This is a genomic window from Streptomyces sp. 3330 (genome assembly GCF_031456635.1).
In the GTDB taxonomy this organism is placed as follows: domain Bacteria; phylum Actinomycetota; class Actinomycetes; order Streptomycetales; family Streptomycetaceae; genus Streptomyces.
In genome coordinates, this window is record NZ_JAVDVA010000001.1 from 398,049 (window position 1) to 415,222 (window position 17,174).

The window sequence follows — 17,174 nt, forward strand, 5'->3', positions numbered from 1 at the left end:
GTCCTTTTCGAACTCCGATGATCCTTGGACCGGGCGATCACCTGACCCGTGACCGCCTGGTCTTTCGAAGGCCGTAGCCGGCCTTTCTCCGTCATTCACACGGTGCTGTCCACCGCTGCCCGCCGCACAGCGCACACCTGTGCGCGCACCGCTGTGCGGGCAGCGGCATTCGTCACGAGATGCATCGAGGAAGCGTGTTGAGGCATGCGATTCTGGGCGCCGGGGGAGTCGGGCTCGCCCTCGGGGCGGCGCTGGCCCGCGCGGGCCACGAGGTCGTGCTGGTGATGCGGGAGTCCTCACGAGCCCGCTACCGCGGCGCGATCGACGTCCACAGCAGACTGCACGGCGACCTCGCCGTGGAGGCACGCGCGGTGGAGCGGCTCGACGAGCCGGTCGACGCCCTGTGGGTGACCGTGAAGGCGCCCGCGCTGGACGCCGCCCTGGCCCGGGTCGCCCCACGGCTGACCCCGGACGCGGTCGTCCCGCTGCTCAACGGACTCGACCATCCGCGAGCGCTGCGGACCCGGTTCGGCTCCCGCCAGCTCGTCGGCGCGATCCTCATCGAGGCGGAACGCACCGCGCCCGGCCGGGTCACCTGGAACTCCCTGTACGCGGAGGTCAGCCTCGCGGCAACCGAGGCGGACCGCGCCGCGGACCTGCCCGACGGGGGCTCCGGCGGCCGACGGCTGGGCGGGCTCGCCGAGGTCCTCGCCGACGCGGGTCTCGGCTGCACCCCGGAGCGGGACCCGGCGCACGTCCTCTGGCGCAAGCTGGTCCTCCTGCTGCCGTTGGCGCTGGCCACCACCGCGGCCGACGGTCCCCTCGGCATCGTCCGCCGACGGCCGGAGCTCTCCGCCCTGCTGCACGACGCCGCCCGGGAGGCCTGTGCCCTGGCCGCGGCGGACACCGTCGCCGTCGACGAGCGGAACCTGCTGCACACCCTGGACACCCTGCCGGGCCGGACCGACACCTCCCTGCACCGGGACGTCGCCGCCGGGGTCCGGCCGACCGAACTCGCCGCGCTCACCGAGCCGGTGCTGCGCCGTGCCCGGGAGCATCACGTGGCCGTACCCGCGCTGACCGAACTGGCGCGCAGGGCCGCGGAGCGGGAGCTCCGGGCGGAGATTCCCGCACCGCACCGATCCACCTACCGCAAGGGAGAAACGTCATGACAGCCGGTTCGGGCGAGACCGTCGGCACGGGCAGGACAGCCGGTTCGGGCGAGGCACTCGACGACACCCTGGAAGCGACCCTCAAGGAGATCCTCGTCGAGGACCTCTTCCTGGACGTGCCCACCGAACGCATCGGGGACGACGACGGCCTCCAGGACGTGCTGGGCCTGGACTCCCTCGGCTTCGTGGAACTGCGCGCCCAGTGCGAGCAGCGCTTCGGCGTGGCCATCACGGACGCCGAGTTCACCCCGCTCCACTTCCACTCGGTGCGCACGGTGGCCAACCTGGTGCGCACCCTGCGCACGGGCGCCGCCGGCGAGCACCTGGCGGTGCCGCAGTGAGGGAACCGGCCTCGTCCGAGCAGTTGGACGTCTGGCTCGCCTGCCAGCGCGAGCCGGAGTCCGACCGCTACAACGTCACCGTCGACCTGGAGTTCACCCCGACCGTCGACGTGCCGGCGCTGCGCGCCGCGCTCGGCGACGTGCTGACCGCCCACCCGGCCCTGCGCCGCGCCTTCGTCACCGAGGGCGGCGAACTGTGGCGCACCGCCGAGACCGACCCGCCGATGGCGTTCGTCACCGAACGGCTCCCGGGCGGATACGACCGTGCGCGGGCCCTCGCCCGCGCGGTCGTCGCCGGCCGGGCGCCCTTCGACCTGGCCACCGCGCCGCTGCTGCGGGCGACGCTGCTGACCGGGGAGGGCGGCGCGCTGCTCGCCGTCACGATGCACCACATCGTCTCCGACGGCTGGTCCAGCCGGATCCTCGCCGAGGACCTGGTGACGGCGTACCGCTCCCGCACGACGGGCGGCAAGGACGCGGCTCCGCGCACGTCCGGCGTCCGGGCGGACGTCCGGGCCGGCCTCGGCGCCGAGAGCGGGGCGGGTGCCGGAGCGGCTGCGGCTGCGGATGCGGGTGCGGGTGCGGCCGCTGCTGACGCCGTTGCCGCCGTGGGCGCCGGGACCGCCGTCCGCGGCGGCCCCCTCGCAGCCCCCGGCACCGGCTCCGGTGACGACCCCGGTACCGACGCGCACGCCGACACGGACCCCGATATCGACGCCGAACCCGATATCGACGCCGACGCCGACGCCGACGCCGAGAAGTACTGGACCTCCGTCCTGCGGGACGCGCCCGCCTCCCTCGCACCGCCGCACGACCTGGTGCCGGAGGACGGTTTCCCCGGTCCCTCCGGCCGGGTGGAGCTGCTCCTGCCCGCCGAGGTGCACGCGGGCGTCCACGCGCTGGCCGCCGCCGAACGCGGCTCCCCGGCCGTCGTGCTGCTCGCCGCCTGGTCGGTGCTGCTGCACGCGTGGGCCGGGGAGGCCGAGGGCACCTTCGGCATGGTCTTCGCCGGCCGCCGGTACGCCGACGCCGAGCGGGTCGACCTGTTCAGCCGGGCGCTGCCGATGCGGGACCGGGTCTCCCTCGACGACAGCTTCCTGGACGTGGCGGCCCGGCTGCGCGAGCAGATGCTCGACGCGATGGAACACGCCCATCTCCCGGTGCGGCGGCTGCGGGAGATCCGCAGCGCGCAGGCGAACGGACCGGGCGTGGAGCGGACGGTGTTCATGTACACCCCCGCCTACGAGGACGAGTGGCAGGCCGCGGGGGTGACCGTCCGCCGCTTCGACCACCCGGACGAGACGACGAAGTACGAGTTCTCGGTCAACGTGCTGGAGAGCGCGGCCGGCACCCGGCTGTGCGTCTACTACGACACCGCCCGCTACCTCCCCGCCACCGCCGCACTCTTCGCCGAGGAGCTGCGCGAGCTGCTGGCCCGCGCGGTGGCCGCCCCGGACAGCCCCTGCGGCGACCTGCTCGCCGCCTGCGACCCGGGCCTGTCCGAGGTCTCCGCGCACGGCGCGCCCGTCGCGTCACCGGCGCCGGACATCGCCGGGCTGGTCCTGCGGCACGCCGCCGCCCGCCCGGACGCGGTCGCCGTACGCCACGGCGAGCGCACCCTCGACTACGGCGAACTCGCCGTCCGCGCGGGCGAGGTGGCGGGCTGGCTGCGCGACCGGGGTGTCGGCCCCGGCGACACCGTGGCGCTGCTGCTCTCCCCCGGCGTCGAGACCCCGGTGTTCTGGCTGGCCTCCGTCCTGGCCGGGGCCGCGTACCTCCCGCTCGACCCCGCCTATCCGCAGGCCCAGCTCCAGCTGATCGTGGACGACGCCCGTCCCGCGGTCCTCGTCGTCGACCCGGACTGCGGACAGGCCCTCGACGTGCCGCAGGACACCGCCGTACCGGTCGCCGAGGCGCTCGCGCGGGCCCGCGGCCGGTCCGCCCCCGAGATCGCGTACGACGACGGCGCGACCCTCTGCGTCCTCTACACGTCCGGCACCACCGGCCGGCCCAAGGGGGTCGTCCTGCCGCACCGCGGGCTGGCCCGGCTCTTCGAACGGCCCGACTTCCTCCCGCTGGACGAGACCGACGTCGTCGCGCAGCTGTGCCCGCTCAACTTCGACGGCGCCAGCTACGAGATCTGGGGCGCCCTCGCACACGGCGCGCAACTGGTCGTCCTCGACAAGCACCTGGTGCTCAGTCCCCGCGAGATGCGCACGGTGGTCCGCGAGCGCGGGGTGAGCACGCTGCTCGTGACGACACCGCTGCTCAACCGGATCATCGAGGACGCCCCGGACCTGCTCCAGTCGCTGCGGCGGGTGTACTTCGGCGGTGAGCTGATCTCCGTGCGGCACATGCGCCGTGCGCTGCGCTGGTCCCGTCCCGGCGTCCTGCTGCACAGCTACGGGCCCACCGAGAACTCCTTCACCTCGACCTGGTTCCCGATCACCGACCTGGCGCCGAACGCCAGGACGGTGCCCATCGGCCGCCCGGTGCCGGGCACCGAGGTACGGGTGGTGCAGGAAGGCGGCACCCGTCCGGCGCCGCGCGGGGTCCCCGGTGAACTCCTGCTCGGCGGGGCGGGGTTGGCCGACGGTTACCTCAACGCGCCCGGCATGACGGCGGACAGGTTCGTCACCGACGGCACGACCCGGCTCTACCGGACCGGCGACCGGGTGCGCTGGCGCCCCGACGGGCTGCTGGAGTTCATCGGCCGCAACGACAACCAGGTGAAGATCCGCAGCCAGCGCGTCGAACTCGGCGAGGTGGAGGCGGTGCTGGACGCGCATCCGGCCGTCGGGTCGGTCTTCGTCACGACGCGCGTCAACGGGCGCGGCGAGAAGGAGATCGTCGCCTACGCGGTGGCCGCGCCCGGGACGGACGCCGACGAGCTCGGCCGGCACGCCAGACTGCGGCTGCCCGCCTTCGCCGTGCCCAGCCACCTGGTGCTGGTCGCAGAGCTGCCGCTGACCCCGACCGGCAAGATCGACCGGCGTCGGCTGCCGGACCCGGAGCGGGCGACCCGGTCCGCCCGTCCCGACCCCGCGCCGGCCTCCACCGCGACCCGGGCGCCGGAACCGCCCTCCGCGCCTTCCGCGACCGGCGCGCCTTCCCTGACCTCCGTGGCCTCCGTGGCCTCCGTGGCGGAAGGTGTGCGGGCCGCCTGGCGGGCGGTGCTGGAGCACGACGGGTTCGGGCCCGACCGCAACTTCTTCGACGCCGGCGGGCATTCGCTGCTGCTGGTGAAGCTGCGCGAGCAGCTGCGGCTGACGACCGGCGCCGACGTCCCGGTCATCGACCTGCTGCGCCATGTCACGGTGCACGACCAGGCCCGCCTGATCGCGGCGACCACGCCCACGACCACGGCCGCGGTCGCTGCCCCGGCCCCCGCCGACGCCACTCGCACCCCGTCCGCCGTCACACCCCGGCGGACCGGCGCGCGGACGCCGGTGTCGCCGTCCGGTCCGCGGATCGTCGCCCTCTCGGCGGCCACCGCGGACGCCTTGGCCGTGGCCCGCGAACGGCTGGCCGCCCACCTGGAGGCGAACCCCGGCCTGACACTGGCGGACGTGGCCCACACGCTGGACGTCGGGCGTCACCATTTCGCTCACCGGTGCGCCGTCGTGGCGTCCGACCTGGCCGAGGCGGTGCGCGCGCTGCGCGCCCCGCACACCGCGCCGCCCGCCGTCCCCGGTTCTCCCCCGGCCGTGGTGTTCGCCTTCGCGGACGGACCGCCGGACGGCGCCGGCCGGGCCGCCGAAGCGCTCGACCGTCAGCTGCGGCTGGCCGGTCGGTTCGCCGAGCGGGGCGTGACCCCGGCGGCCGTGTACGGCGGGGGAACGGGACGGTTCGCGGCCGCGGTGGTGAGCGGCGCGCTCACGCCCGGGGAAGGCGTGCGGCTGGCCGCCGACGGGACCTCGGCGCGCGTTCCCGTGCCCCGCCGTCCCGCCCTGCTGTGGTCCACCGCGCTGGGTCCGCTGCTCCCCGACGGGCCCGCGCCGCAGGAACAGCACCTGTCGGCCGAGGCCGAACCGGCCAAGCTGCTCCGGGCCGCCTGTGACCGGCTCGGCGAGGTGGCCGTCCTCGACGTCGAGGCGGTGGAGCCCGACGAGCGGGCCCTGCTGTCGGCTCTCGCGGCGCTGTGGTGCCAGGGCGCCGAGGTGCGGCTGACGCCGGCCGGCCCGGCGCGCCGGCTGCGGCTGCCCGGCCACCCCCTGTCGTGGGCGTCTTCCGCGTCCGCGCTCCCCGCACATTCCTAAGGAAGGTCCGCATGTCGCACGTACGTGGCGAAGCCGCCGTTCTCGTCGAACCCGGGCGTCTGGAGGTGGCGGAGGTCGCCTTCCGGGAGCCGGCCGAGGGCGAGGTCCTCGTCCGCAACACCGTGGCCGCCATCTGCGGCAGCGATGTGCACCGGGTGCGCGCCGAGTCCCCCTTCTTCCGGGACATGCGCGACCACCCCTACCCCTGCCCGGCGGGCTACCCGGGGCACGAGGGCGTCGGGGAGGTCGTCGAGAGCCGGTCGGCCCGCTTCTCGCCGGGCGACCTGGTGCTCACCGTGCCCAACCACGCCTACATGGCGTCGTTCGCCCGCTACCAGACCATCGCCGACCGGTTCCTGCTGCCGGTGAAGGGCACCGGGGCGCCGACCGTCCAGCTGATGGCGCAGCAGCTCGGGACCGTCGTCTTCGCGCTGAAGCGGTTCTGGCCGGAGCCGGTGCCGGAGGGATCGACGGCCGCCGTCGTCGGCGTCGGCTCGGCGGGACTGCTGTTCCAGCAGCTGCTCAAGCACCGCGGGTTCGAGAAGGTCGTCGCCGTCGACCTGGAGCCGGGACGGCTGGCGGTGGCCCGTTCCCTGGGCGCGGACGCGACCGTGCACGTGCCCGGGCAGAGCGCCGAGGAGGTCGTCATGGAGGCGACCGGCGGCAAGGGCGCCGACCTGGTCGTCGAGGCGGCCGGCACCGACGGAGCGCGCGAGCACGCGATGCGGATGGTCGGACAGCACGGCCGGCTGGGCTTCTTCGGCATGCCCGAGGACTACGACATGCGCATCCCGTACGCCCATCTCTTCGTCCGGCAGGCTCAGTTGATCACCGCGGTCGGCGGCGCCCAGCTGGAACCCGGGCTGCCCTCCTTCCGGACCGCGCTGGAGCTGATCGGTGACGGCTCGATCCGGGTCGACGACCACATCACCCACACCTTCGACATCAAGAACATCGCCGACGCCTTCGACCTCGCGCACCACCGGCAGGACGACGTCGTCAAGATCGCGCTCACTTTCGGCTGACGGGAGGACAGGCATGTCGGAACTCGCCAAGCATTCGGCCCCGGTGGCCGTCATCGGCGTCGGCGGACGCTTCGCCGAGGCGCCCGACGTCGGGGCGTTCTGGGACAACCTCGTGGCGGGCCGGGACTGCTTCCGGCGGGAGCCGGTCCCGGTCGTGGAGGACCTGGGCGAGGACCGGCTGCGGGTCCACTCGTGGGGGCTCGCCCCGCACCGGGGCGCGTACGACCACACGCTCGTCGGCGTCGAGGGCCTGGACCCGCAGCACGGCATCCTCCAGGAGTCGCTGTGGCAGGCGGCGGAGGACGCCGGGCTCAGGCTGTCGGCGATCGCCGACCGGACCGCGGTCTACGCCGGCTGCGCCCGCACCAAGCACGTGCCGCGGGCCGCCTTCGACGACGTGGTGCACGTCGACCCGACGTTCGCCGGGCCCTACTTCTCCTATCTCCAGGACCTGTGGGGCGAGTCGCTGATGCTGGACTCGGCGTGCGCCACCTCCACGGTGGCCGTCCAGCTCGCCTGCCAGAGCCTGCGGGCGCACGCCTGCGACTACGCGCTGGCCGGCGCGGTGGCGATCCAGGAGGACGCCGACGGCTCCTACCTGCGCTCCCCGCGCAGCATCTACTCCACCGAGGGCATCGTGCGCCCCTTCGACCGCCGGCACAACGGTGTGGTGCCCGGCGACGGCTCCGGGGCCGTCCTGCTGCGCAGGCTGGACGACGCCCTGCGCGACGGCGATCCGGTCTACGCCGTCGTCCGGGGCGGCGCCGTCACCAACGACGGGCGGGCCAAGCCCGGTTTCGTCATCCCCGGCGTCGACGGCAAGGTCCGCGCGGTGCGCCGGGCTCTGGAGGCGGCGGGGCTGACCGGGGCCGACGTCGACTACGTCGAGACGCACGGCGTCGGCATCCCGCTGAACGACCAGATCGAGGCGACCGCGCTGATCGAGGGGCTCGGCGCCGACGGGCCGCCGGTGGCGGTCGGCTCGGTGAAGGCCTCCGTCGGCCACTGCGACACCGCCGCCGGGATGGCGGCCCTGATCAAGACGTGCCTCGCGATCGACCGCGGCTTCCTGCCCGCGACCCCGAACACCGAGTTCCCCATCGAGGAGTTCACCGGGCGCGGCGAGCGCTTCGGCATCCTCCCCGAAGGCCGCCCCTGGCCCACGAACGGCCGCCCGCGCAAGGCCGGCCTGATGTCGGCCGGCGTGGGCGGCACCAACGCCTTCCTCGTCCTCGAGGAAGCCCCGGCGCGCTGACGCCGGCCCACCGACCACCCACCGGTTTCCGTTTCCCTTACCGAGGAGCACGCATGTCCGTCACCGCCGACCTCTACGTCGAGGTCAAGAACTTCTACGCCCGCCAGATGCGCGTCCTGGACGACCTGGACATCGAGCGTTTCACCGCGACCTTCACCGAGGACGGCTCGGTCGCCCACCCGCACCGCGGCGAGAAGGTGGAGGGCCGCGAGGCGATGCGCGCCAAGATGAAGAGCATGCTCCCGATGTACGAGGGGCTGGTCACCCGGCACTGGTTCGACCACTTCCTGATCGAGGAGACCGAGGGCGACGGCCTGCGCGTCACCTACTACTCGCTGGTGACCCAGACGAACACGCTGGACGAGGTGCACTTCTTCTCGTCCTCCAGCGTCGAGGACCTGATGGTGCGCGAGGAGGGTGAACTGCGCATCCGCGAGCGGGTCATCCACCGCGACAACCCGAAGTACGGCCGGGTGATCTGACCTCCGTCCGCGCATCCGTGAACCGCTGAAGGAGGGCAGAGCAGATGGCAGACCAGCCGTCCGGGCAACCGGCACAGCGGTCGAGGGAGCGCTCGGCGGAGCCGTCGACGGAGCTGTCGACGGATTCCTGGGAGGTGCCGCCGGCCGAGTGGAACGACACGGCACGGCCGTTCGAGGACCGGGCGAGCATGATCGACCTGATCGAGCGGCGCGTGCGGGAGTCCCCCGACGCTCCCGCCGTCCGCCTCGGCGAGGGGGAGGTCAGGACGTACGGCGAACTGTGGGCCGACTCGGGCCTGCTCGCCCGTTTCCTCGCCGGTCACGGGGTGGGCCGGGGCGCGTTCGTCGGCATCCTGCACGAGAACTCGTGGGACAGCGTGCTGGCGGTCGTCGGCGTGCTGCGCACCGGCGCCGCCTATGTGCCGCTGGACGCGCGCTGGCCGGCCTCCAGGATCGCGGCGCCGCTCCGCCAGTCGGGCATCGCATGGCTCGTCACCGGCCATGCGCTGGCGCGCCGAGCGGAGGAGGCCGGGCAGCTCGCGGGCTCCGGCGTGCGGCTGGTCTGCACGGATCTGCGGGCCGCGGCCCCGGACCCGCTGGACACGGAGGCGGTGGGCCTGCTGTGGGACGCCGTCGCCGAGGACGAGGACCTGGGCCGGGCCTCCGGCTTCAACCGGAACCCCGGCGACTCGATCTCCGCCGCGCAGATCGACACCTACGTCGCGCACGTGCGCGACCTGGTGCTGTCGGCGGCTCCTGCGGCGGCGCGGCCCCGGGTCGTCGAGGTGGGCTGCGGCGCCGGTCTGATCGCGGGGGCGCTGCGGGACCGGGTGGCCGGTTACACGGGCGTCGACGTGTCGGCCGTCGCGCTGGAGCGGGCGGGGCGGGAGGCCGGCGAGGGGGCGCGGTTCGTGCGGGCCGCGGCCGCCGACCTCGGCCAGGTGCTGGCCCCGGCGAGCGCGGACGTCGTCCTGCTCGCGAGCGTCGCCCAGTTCTTCCCCGGGTTCGAGTACCTGCGCTGCGTGCTGCGGGACGCCGTGGGCGCCCTGGCACCGGGCGGGGCGGTGGTCCTCGCCGACCTCGCGGAGCCGGGCGAGGGCGACGACTCCGGTCATCTGCGGGTCCCCGCCGAGTGGTTCGGGCGACTCTCCGCCCAACTGGGCCTGCCGGTCCGGGCGGAGGTCCACCGGCGCGACGGGGAGGACTGGCCACCGGTCCTGCGGGACCGGTACGACGTCGTCCTGCGCCTGGCGCCGCCCGACACGGCCGCCCCGCACACGCCGGTGATCAGCACCTGGAGCGACGTCGAGGAGGCACGGGCGCTGCCGCTGCCGGCCGGTCCCGGCGCCGACGACACCGCGTACGTCATCTTCACCTCGGGCTCCACCGGCGTGCCGAAGGGCGTGTCGGTGCGCCACCGCAGTGCCGTCAACGTCATCCAGTGGGTGAACGAGACCTACGCCGTGGGTCCGGACGACTGTCTGCTGTGGGTCACCGCGCTCACCTTCGACCTGTCCGTCTACGACCTGCTCGGCGTGCTCGCGGCGGGCGCCAGTCTGCGCGTCGTCCCGGCCGCCGAACTGTCCGACGGCGAGCGGCTGCTGGACATCATGCTGCGCGAGCCGATCACCTTCTGGGACTCGGCGCCCGCCGCGCTCGGCATGGTGATGTCCTTCGCCGACGGACCGGACGGACCGGCTGGATCCGACGGGACGGGTGGACCGGACGAGACGGGTGTGAGGGACGAGACGGGTGTGCCGGACGAGACGGGTGGGGCGGGCGGGTCTGGCGGGGCGGCCGCCGACCCGGTGCCGAGCCTGCGGCTGGTCTTCCTCAGCGGCGACTGGGTGCCGCTGGCCCTGCCCGGCCGGGTCCGGGCCCGATTCCCGCGGGCCCATGTCGTGGCGCTGGGCGGCGCGACCGAGGCGACGATCTGGTCCAACCACTTCGACGTCGGCGAGATCGACCCGGCCTGGACGAGCGTCCCGTACGGCAAGCCGATCCAGAACGCCCGCTACTACGTCCTGGACGGCGACCGGAAGCCGTGCCCGATCGGTGTCGAGGGCGATCTCCACATCGCGGGCGTGGTCGTGGCCGACGGTTATGTCGGCGATCCGGAGCTGACGGCCGCCAAGTTCACGGCCGACACGGTGAGCGGCCTGGCGGACGAGTCCATGTACGCCACGGGCGACCGGGCCCGGTGGATGGCCGACGGCAACCTGGAGTTCCGGGGCCGCCGGGACGACCAGGTCAAGGTGCGCGGCTACCGGATCGAGCTGGGCGAGGTGCTGGCCGCCCTGCGGCAGGTGCCGGGGGTGGTGGACTGCGCGGTCACCACGCTGCGGGGCGACGAGGGCCCGCAGATCGTGGCGGCCGTGGCCGTGGGAGGCCAGGACCCGCTGCCGCGCGGCGGGTTCGTCCGCCGGCATCTCGCGCAGAGCCTGCCCAGCTACATGCTGCCGGAGCACGTGCTCGTCCTGCCGGCCCTGCCGGTCGGCCCGACGGGCAAGGTCGACCGGGAGCGGCTGGCCCGGCTGGCCGTCCGCCCCCGGGAGCGCCGACGGGCCTGAGAGCCGAGGGGGCGGGACACCCGGCAGGCGCCGGATGTCCCGCCCCCTCGGCGGCCGCACGGGTCCTAGCCGCGCACGCCCAGCTTCCACACCATCGAGGCGACGGCGTCGCTGTTGACGTCCAGGGCCCGCCTGTCGATGTTGGCGGGGGTGTCGCAGGCCTGGTGGTAGCACTTGTCCATGGCCTCGCCTGCGGTGCCGCCCCACTTCGCGGCCTGCTCCGGGGTCTTGATCTCGGCGGATCCGGTGAAGATCCCGCCCACCGGGACGCCCTTGGCCAGGAACGGCTCGTGGTCGCTGCGGCCGTTGAGGGCGGTCGCGGGCTCGGTGGGGATGCCCTTGGCGGCGAAGTACCCGTCGAAGTGCCGGGCGACCTCGGGGCTCTGGTCGTAGACGAAGTACCCGGGGTTCGGTGAGCCGATCATGTCGAAGTTCAGATAGGCGGTGATCTTGGACAGTTCGGCCGCCGGCAGGGTGTTCACGTAGTGCGTGGAGCCGATGTAGGTCTCCTCCTCCGTGCCCCAGAAGCCGAACCGGAGGTGCTGGGAAGGGGTGACGTGCTTCGCGGACACCGTGAGCGCGGTCTCCAGGATCGCGGCGACGCTGGAGCCGTTGTCATTGATTCCGGGGCTCGTCTCCACCGAGTCGAGATGCGCCCCGATCATGAGGACATTCCCGGACCGGCCACCCCTGGGCCAGTCGGCGATAAGATTCCAGCTCTTCTTTCCACCGAACTCGAATTCCTGGAGCGAGGTGGTGAATCCGGCGGCGTCCAGCTTTTTCTTCACATAGTCCACGGAGGCCTGATAACCGGCCGTGCCGTGGGCTCGGTTTCCGTTGTTCGCGTCGGAGATCCGCTGGAGCGCGTCGAGGTGCCGCATCACTCGGGTGACGGAGATGTCGGGCGCCGCGCCTGCCTGAGCAGGCTCTTCCGCGTGCACGCCGACCGTTGTCAGCATGAGGACGGACAGCGTGGACGCCGCGACGACGGCCGGACGGGACGGCTTGAAAGGCACAGCTGATTCCCTTCTCGGTGCCATTTAATTGATCTTCCCGGATACTTCCACGAAGCTTGTTCCAAAGCCAACGGAATTCACAAACGGAGGCGTCCGGGCGGTCCTTTTCCGCCAGGTGGGCCACCATGGCATTCCCGCCCGGAAGCCCAACGGAAATCACCCTCGGAAGGGCCGCGCCACGCCGGTGCGCCACAGGAATTCATGACGCGATTTCACACCTGCGGGAAGGGGTCCGGCGCGACCGCCCGGCCGGACGCGGAAAGCGGGCGGCGGGACCCGGCCGCCACGCTCGCCCGCGGGGCCCGGGCGCGGTCGGCACAGGTGCGGGCCGCCCCTCGCGGCGGCGACCGGCGGTCCGCCCCGCCACCGGCCGCATCCGCCCCACCCGCCCATCGGGCAACGGGCGTTACGCGCCCGAAACCTTGACGATCACATCGCCGGGTGCCACGATTCCGGCGCCGCCATGTTTACGTAAACATCTGCCACCCCCGGGGCGTGATGTTTACGCAAACATCGCGTGGCGGCCGCCGCCCAGCCCGCGCGTCCCCCAGCGCCGAGCCGCCTCTCCTGAAAGGGCACGTCATGCGCAAGACCCCCACCAGAGCCTCCCGTTCGCCCCGCCTGCGCGCCGCCCTCGTCGCGGTCGCCGTCGCCGCCGTCACCGGCACGACCCTGGCCGGCAGCCCCGCCGCCGCCTCCTCCACCGGAGCCGCGCCGGCCACCGGCACGACGCAGTTCAAGGGCGTGAACTGGGCCGACCCGCGCGACAACTTCGCCGACGACCTCCTTCAGCTGTCCGGCCTGTCGACCACGGACACCTACCGGCAGACCTACGCGAAGGCGACCCGGATCATCGCGGCGTTCCGCGCGAACCTCGGCGCCAACACCGTGCGGCTGCCCATCAACCCGTACACGGTCGACAGCGCGTACTGGAAGTCCTACCGCGGGGTCGTCGACGCGGCCTCCGACCAGGGCTTCAAGGTCATCGTCTCCTACTGGGAGGGCACCGGCGCCCGCAAGGACGGGTTCATCGACGACACGGCCGCCTACTGGCCGATGTGGGACACCGTCGTCAAGGCGTACAAGAACGACGAGCACGTCTACTTCGAGCCGATGAACGAGCCGCACGGCTACACCGACACCGAGTGGGCCGACATCGCGGCCACGTGGCTGTCGACGTACGCGAAGGTCCCGCGCGACCGGGTGTTCGTCAGCGGCGCCGGCTACAACGACCACGTCACCTCGGTCTGCGCCGACCCGCGCCTGAAGGGCACGTATCTCTCCCTGCACCACTACGGGTTCTGGAAGGACTACGCGACCTACGACCAGTGGGTGGCCGACCTGAAGGTGCGCATCGGCGACTGCGCGAACCGGACCGTCGCGGACGAGTTCGGCGCCCCGATGACGACCGGCCTGAACTACGACGTGAAGACCCCGGACGACAACTTCGTCAACTACGTGCAGGCCGTCACCGACACCTTCCGCGAGCTGAGGATGGGCTCCGTGTACTGGCCGGGGCTGCGCACCGGCGACACGTACTCGGTGCAGACCCTCACCGGCAGCACCGCCCGCCCCTGGCTGGCCACCACCAACCAGTCGGGCGCCGACCGCCTCGCCTGGGCCTGGGGCCGCGGCAAGCCCGTCGAGGGCTGAGGCGCTCGCGCGCGTCCGGGCACGCGCCTCGCCCGTGACCGGGTCCCGGCGGCGGCCCCCGCCGCGCCCGGGCCCGACCGGTCACCGTCACCGGGCCGGCCGACCTGACGGCCGGCCCGGTGACGGGTTCCCCGCCCGGAGCGCTCGGACAGCCCGGAGCGCTCGGACCGCCGGGACCGCTCGGACCGCCGGGACCGCTCGGACCACCCGGAGCCACTATGCCGACGGCTCCCCGACGCGCTCCGGCGCCGCGTCGACGTAGTCGGCGACCAGAGCGGCGAACTCGTCGGGCGCGGCGAGCCGGACCCCGAGGGTCTCGGCCTTGGTCCGCTTGGATCCGGCGCCCTCCCCGGCGACGACCAGGCTGGTCTTCTTGGAGACGCTGGAGGACGAGCGGCCCCCGGCACGCTCGATCAGCTCGTTCATCTGGTTGCGGCTGAGCTTCTCCAGCGTTCCGGTCATCGCGCCGGTCACGACCACGGTCATCCCGGCCAGCGGCCCGGCGGCGACGGCCCGCGCGTCCTCGTCCTCGTCCTCGTCCTCGTCCGCGCCCTCACCGCCGGCCGCGTCGGGCGCCGCGGGTGCGGGCGGGGTCGCGCCGGGCTCGGTCATGTTCACCCCGGCGGCGACGAGTCTGTCGATGAGCGGGGCGAGTTCGGCCAGCTCGGCGACGATGGACGGGGCCTTCTCGGTGCCGATGCCCTCGACCTGCTGGATCGCCTCGGCGTCGGCGGCGCGCAGCAGGTCCATGGTCGCGAAGTGGCGTGCGATCCGGCGGGACATGGAGCGGCCGGTGCCGCGGACGCCGAGGGCGCACAGGACCCGGGACAGCGGCTGTCTCTTGGCCGCGGCGAGCGCGGCGAGGAGGTTGTCGGTGCTGGTCTCCCCCATCCGCTCCAGCCCGAGGAGCTGCTCACGGGTCAGGGCGAACAGGCCCGCGAGATCGGTGACCAGTCCGGCCTCGACGAGTTGGACGACCCGGGTGTGGCCGAGGCCCTCGATGTCGAGCTGGTCGCGGCCTGCGGCATAGGAGAGGGAGGCGACGAGGTGGCAGTCGCGGCCGTTGACGCAGCGCCAGCGCTGCTCGCCGGTGTCGATGCCCGAGCCGCAGCGCGGGCACACCTCGGGGAAGACGATGGGCTGTTCGTCGCCGGTGCGCAGATGGGCCACGGGCGCCTCGACGCGCGGGATGACGTCTCCGGCCCGGTGGACCATCACGTGGTCGCCGAGACGCAGGTCGCGGCGGGTGATGTCGGCCGCGTTGTGCAGGGTGGCGTACGTGATGGTGGAGCCGTCGATCCGCACCGGTTCCAGGACGGCGCGGGGGGCGATGATGCCGGTGCGCCCCACGTTCCACTCCACCGCCAGCAGCCGGGTGATCTTCTCGACGGCGGGGAGTTTGTAGGCGGTCGCCCAGCGCGGGGCGCGGGAGCCCGAGCCGGCGGCGCGCTGGTCGGCGGCGAGGTCGGCCTTGACGACGATCCCGTCGATCCCGAACGGCAGCGAGGCGCGCAGCGCGGCGATCTCGGCCACCCGGGCCAGGACCTCCTCGACGGTGCCCGCGGTGACGCCGGGCACGGCCGTGGTCGCGGTGGTGTTCACTCCGTAGTCGCCGGCCCGGGTCATGAGGTCGCTGTGCGCGCTCTCCTCCAGCAGCTCGGCCAGCGCCGGTCCGGTGGCGTCCAGCGGCAGCAGTCCGTAGCCGAAGAAGGTCATCGGCACGGTGTAGGCGCGTTCCCTGGCGCGCAGGGTGCCCGCGGCGGCGTTGCGCGGGTTGGCGAAGGGCGCGCCGCCGTGCGCGGTGCGTACCTCGTTGGCGTGCTCGAACTGGGCGGTCGTCATCAGGACCTCGCCGCGCACCTCGACGGTGACGGGCTCCGCGAGCTCCTCCGGCAGCCCCTCGACGGTGCCGATCGCGTGTGAGACGTCCTCCCCGGCCGTCCCGTCGCCCCGGGTGATCAGCCGCGTCAGGCGGCCGTCGGTGTAGCGGGCCGCGATCGCCAGGCCGTCCAGCTTCGGCTCGACGCTGAACCGGGTGACCTCGTGGCCGACGCGCCGGGCGAGCGAGGCGGTCCACGCGGTGAACTCCTCCGCGGAGAACACGTTGTCCAGGCTGAGCATCGCCCTCGTGTGCGGGACGTCGCCCTCGACCGCCCCGCCGGCCACCTTGCCGGTCGGCGAGTCGGGCAGCACCTGCCCGGGGTGCTCGTCCTCCCACGCGGCGATGGCGCGCACCAGCCGGTCGTAGGCGTCGTCGTCCAGCACCGAAGTGCCACCCGCGTAGTAGGCGGCCGACGCCTTCACCGCGTCCTCGATCGCCTGCGCGTAGGCGACGGCGTCCACAATCACTGCACCGGGGGTTGTCATGCTGCCCATCCTGCCCGCCACCACTGACAACGCCCTGGACGAGCGGGGCGGGCCGGGCCGGCCGGGGGGTGGCGCAGGCCCGGACACACCGTTGATCGTCCGCCGTCCACGCCGTAGGTTCCGGGGATGACGAACGTGACGAACGTACGGGTCGGTGTCCTGTACGACCGCGACTGGGCTCCCGAGGAGTTGCCCGCGTTCGCGCGGCGGGCCGAGGCGCTCGGGGTGGACGACCTGTGGGTGGTCGAGGACCTCGGCTGGAACGGCGGGGTCTCGGCGGCGGCCGTCGCGCTGGGGGCGACCGAGCGGCTGCGGGTGGGCATCGGGATCACACCGGCGCCGCTGCGCAGTCCGGCGCTGCTGGCGATGGAACTGGCCACACTGGCACGGGTGTTCCCCGGGCGGCTGGTGGCCGGGATCGGGCACGGGGTGCGGGAGTGGATGGAGTCGGTCGGGGTCGCGCCCCGGTCGCCGCTGGCGCTCCTGGAGGAGACGGTCACGTCCGTGCGCGCGCTGCTGCGCGGCGAGCGGGTGGACCTCGAAGGACGCGAAGTCCGGCTTGACGGCGTGCAGTTGGTGCATCCGCCGGCCCAGGTGCCACCGGTGGTGGCGGGTGTGGTCCGGCCCCGCTCCCTCGAACTGTCCGGCCGGGTAGCGGACGGCACCCTGATCGCCGAGGGGCACGGACCGCGGGACCTGGAGAACACCCGGGCCCTCACCGCCAAGGGCGGGGCCGGGCCCGACCACACGCTGACCGTGCTGTCCTTCGCCTGCGTGGGCGACGACCCCGAGGAGGTCGCGCGGATCCTGCACCCGCACACCGAGGGCCACGGCGCCTGGCTGGGCCGCCCGCAGGACGAGGTGTTCACCGTCTCGGGCACCCCCGCGCGGGCCGTCGCCGCCCTGCACGCCCTGCGGGACTCCGGCGCCGACACCGTCGTCCTGCGCGTCGTCGGCCCCGAGCCGTTGGGCCAGCTCGAAGCGGTGCTGACGGCTCTCGGACGCTGAACGGGTGAAGAAGCGGCCCGGACCGG

The 17,174-nt window shown here is 73.7% G+C and carries 11 protein-coding genes; 9 read left to right on the forward strand and 2 right to left on the reverse strand.

Features of this window, described 5'->3' with window-relative positions:
- Positions 1 to 197: 197 nt before the first annotated feature.
- From J2X68_RS01810 to J2X68_RS01840, 7 genes are read left to right on the forward strand one after another with little or no spacing between them, the layout of a single operon-like run.
- Complete coding sequence (locus J2X68_RS01810; RefSeq protein WP_310430608.1) at positions 198 to 1,172, forward strand: 2-dehydropantoate 2-reductase; 975 nt, start codon at positions 198 to 200, stop codon at positions 1,170 to 1,172.
- Positions 1,169 to 1,513 carry an acyl carrier protein gene (locus J2X68_RS01815; RefSeq protein WP_310430609.1) on the forward strand — a complete coding sequence of 115 codons (345 nt, stop codon included), beginning with the start codon at positions 1,169 to 1,171 and terminating at the stop codon, positions 1,511 to 1,513. The genes J2X68_RS01810 and J2X68_RS01815 overlap by 4 nt, the downstream gene beginning before the upstream one ends.
- Complete coding sequence (locus J2X68_RS01820) at positions 1,510 to 5,772, forward strand: amino acid adenylation domain-containing protein (protein WP_310430610.1); 4,263 nt, start codon at positions 1,510 to 1,512, stop codon at positions 5,770 to 5,772. Before J2X68_RS01815 ends, J2X68_RS01820 begins: the two co-directional genes overlap by 4 nt.
- A gap of 11 nt (positions 5,773 to 5,783) precedes the next feature.
- Positions 5,784 to 6,797 carry a zinc-binding dehydrogenase gene (locus tag J2X68_RS01825; protein ID WP_310430611.1) on the forward strand — a complete coding sequence of 338 codons (1,014 nt, stop codon included), beginning with the start codon at positions 5,784 to 5,786 and terminating at the stop codon, positions 6,795 to 6,797.
- A 13-nt stretch (positions 6,798 to 6,810) separates the two neighbouring features.
- Positions 6,811 to 8,052 (forward strand): polyketide synthase, encoded by a 1,242-nt coding sequence (locus J2X68_RS01830; protein ID WP_310430612.1) that lies wholly within the window; start codon positions 6,811 to 6,813, stop codon positions 8,050 to 8,052.
- Between the two features lie 53 nt (positions 8,053 to 8,105).
- Complete coding sequence (locus tag J2X68_RS01835) at positions 8,106 to 8,534, forward strand: nuclear transport factor 2 family protein (protein WP_310430613.1); 429 nt, start codon at positions 8,106 to 8,108, stop codon at positions 8,532 to 8,534.
- Positions 8,535 to 8,578: 44 nt separating this feature from the next.
- Positions 8,579 to 11,104: an AMP-binding protein gene (locus J2X68_RS01840; protein ID WP_310430614.1), complete on the forward strand. Its 2,526-nt coding sequence runs from the start codon at positions 8,579 to 8,581 to the stop codon at positions 11,102 to 11,104.
- 65 nt (positions 11,105 to 11,169) lie between these two features.
- Here J2X68_RS01840 and J2X68_RS01845 read toward each other — a convergent pair whose 3' ends face one another.
- Complete coding sequence (locus J2X68_RS01845) at positions 11,170 to 12,120, reverse strand: M28 family metallopeptidase (RefSeq protein WP_310430615.1); 951 nt, start codon at positions 12,118 to 12,120, stop codon at positions 11,170 to 11,172.
- A 582-nt stretch (positions 12,121 to 12,702) separates the two neighbouring features.
- Here J2X68_RS01845 and J2X68_RS01850 point away from each other — a divergent pair.
- Complete coding sequence (locus J2X68_RS01850; protein ID WP_310430616.1) at positions 12,703 to 13,773, forward strand: cellulase family glycosylhydrolase; 1,071 nt, start codon at positions 12,703 to 12,705, stop codon at positions 13,771 to 13,773.
- A 216-nt stretch (positions 13,774 to 13,989) separates the two neighbouring features.
- Here J2X68_RS01850 and ligA read toward each other — a convergent pair whose 3' ends face one another.
- Entirely contained in the window at positions 13,990 to 16,149 is a 2,160-nt protein-coding gene (gene ligA, locus J2X68_RS01855; protein ID WP_310430617.1) for an NAD-dependent DNA ligase LigA, read from the reverse strand.
- A 126-nt stretch (positions 16,150 to 16,275) separates the two neighbouring features.
- Here ligA and J2X68_RS01860 point away from each other — a divergent pair, with 126 nt between their 5' ends.
- Complete coding sequence (locus J2X68_RS01860) at positions 16,276 to 17,148, forward strand: LLM class flavin-dependent oxidoreductase (RefSeq protein ID WP_310430898.1); 873 nt, start codon at positions 16,276 to 16,278, stop codon at positions 17,146 to 17,148.
- Positions 17,149 to 17,174: the final 26 nt, after the last annotated feature.

Bases quoted from the DNA above. Each gene is read 5' to 3' on its own strand.
- J2X68_RS01815 (WP_310430609.1), top strand. From the start codon at position 1,169: ATGACAGCCGGTTCGGGCGAGACCGTCGGCACGGGCAGGACAGCCGGT.
- J2X68_RS01825 (WP_310430611.1), top strand. From the start codon at position 5,784: ATGTCGCACGTACGTGGCGAAGCCGCCGTTCTCGTCGAACCCGGGCGT.
- J2X68_RS01830 (WP_310430612.1), top strand. From the start codon at position 6,811: ATGTCGGAACTCGCCAAGCATTCGGCCCCGGTGGCCGTCATCGGCGTC.
- J2X68_RS01835 (WP_310430613.1), top strand. From the start codon at position 8,106: ATGTCCGTCACCGCCGACCTCTACGTCGAGGTCAAGAACTTCTACGCC.
- J2X68_RS01840 (WP_310430614.1), top strand. From the start codon at position 8,579: ATGGCAGACCAGCCGTCCGGGCAACCGGCACAGCGGTCGAGGGAGCGC.
- J2X68_RS01850 (WP_310430616.1), top strand. From the start codon at position 12,703: ATGCGCAAGACCCCCACCAGAGCCTCCCGTTCGCCCCGCCTGCGCGCC.
- ligA (WP_310430617.1), bottom strand. From the start codon at position 16,149: ATGGGCAGCATGACAACCCCCGGTGCAGTGATTGTGGACGCCGTCGCC.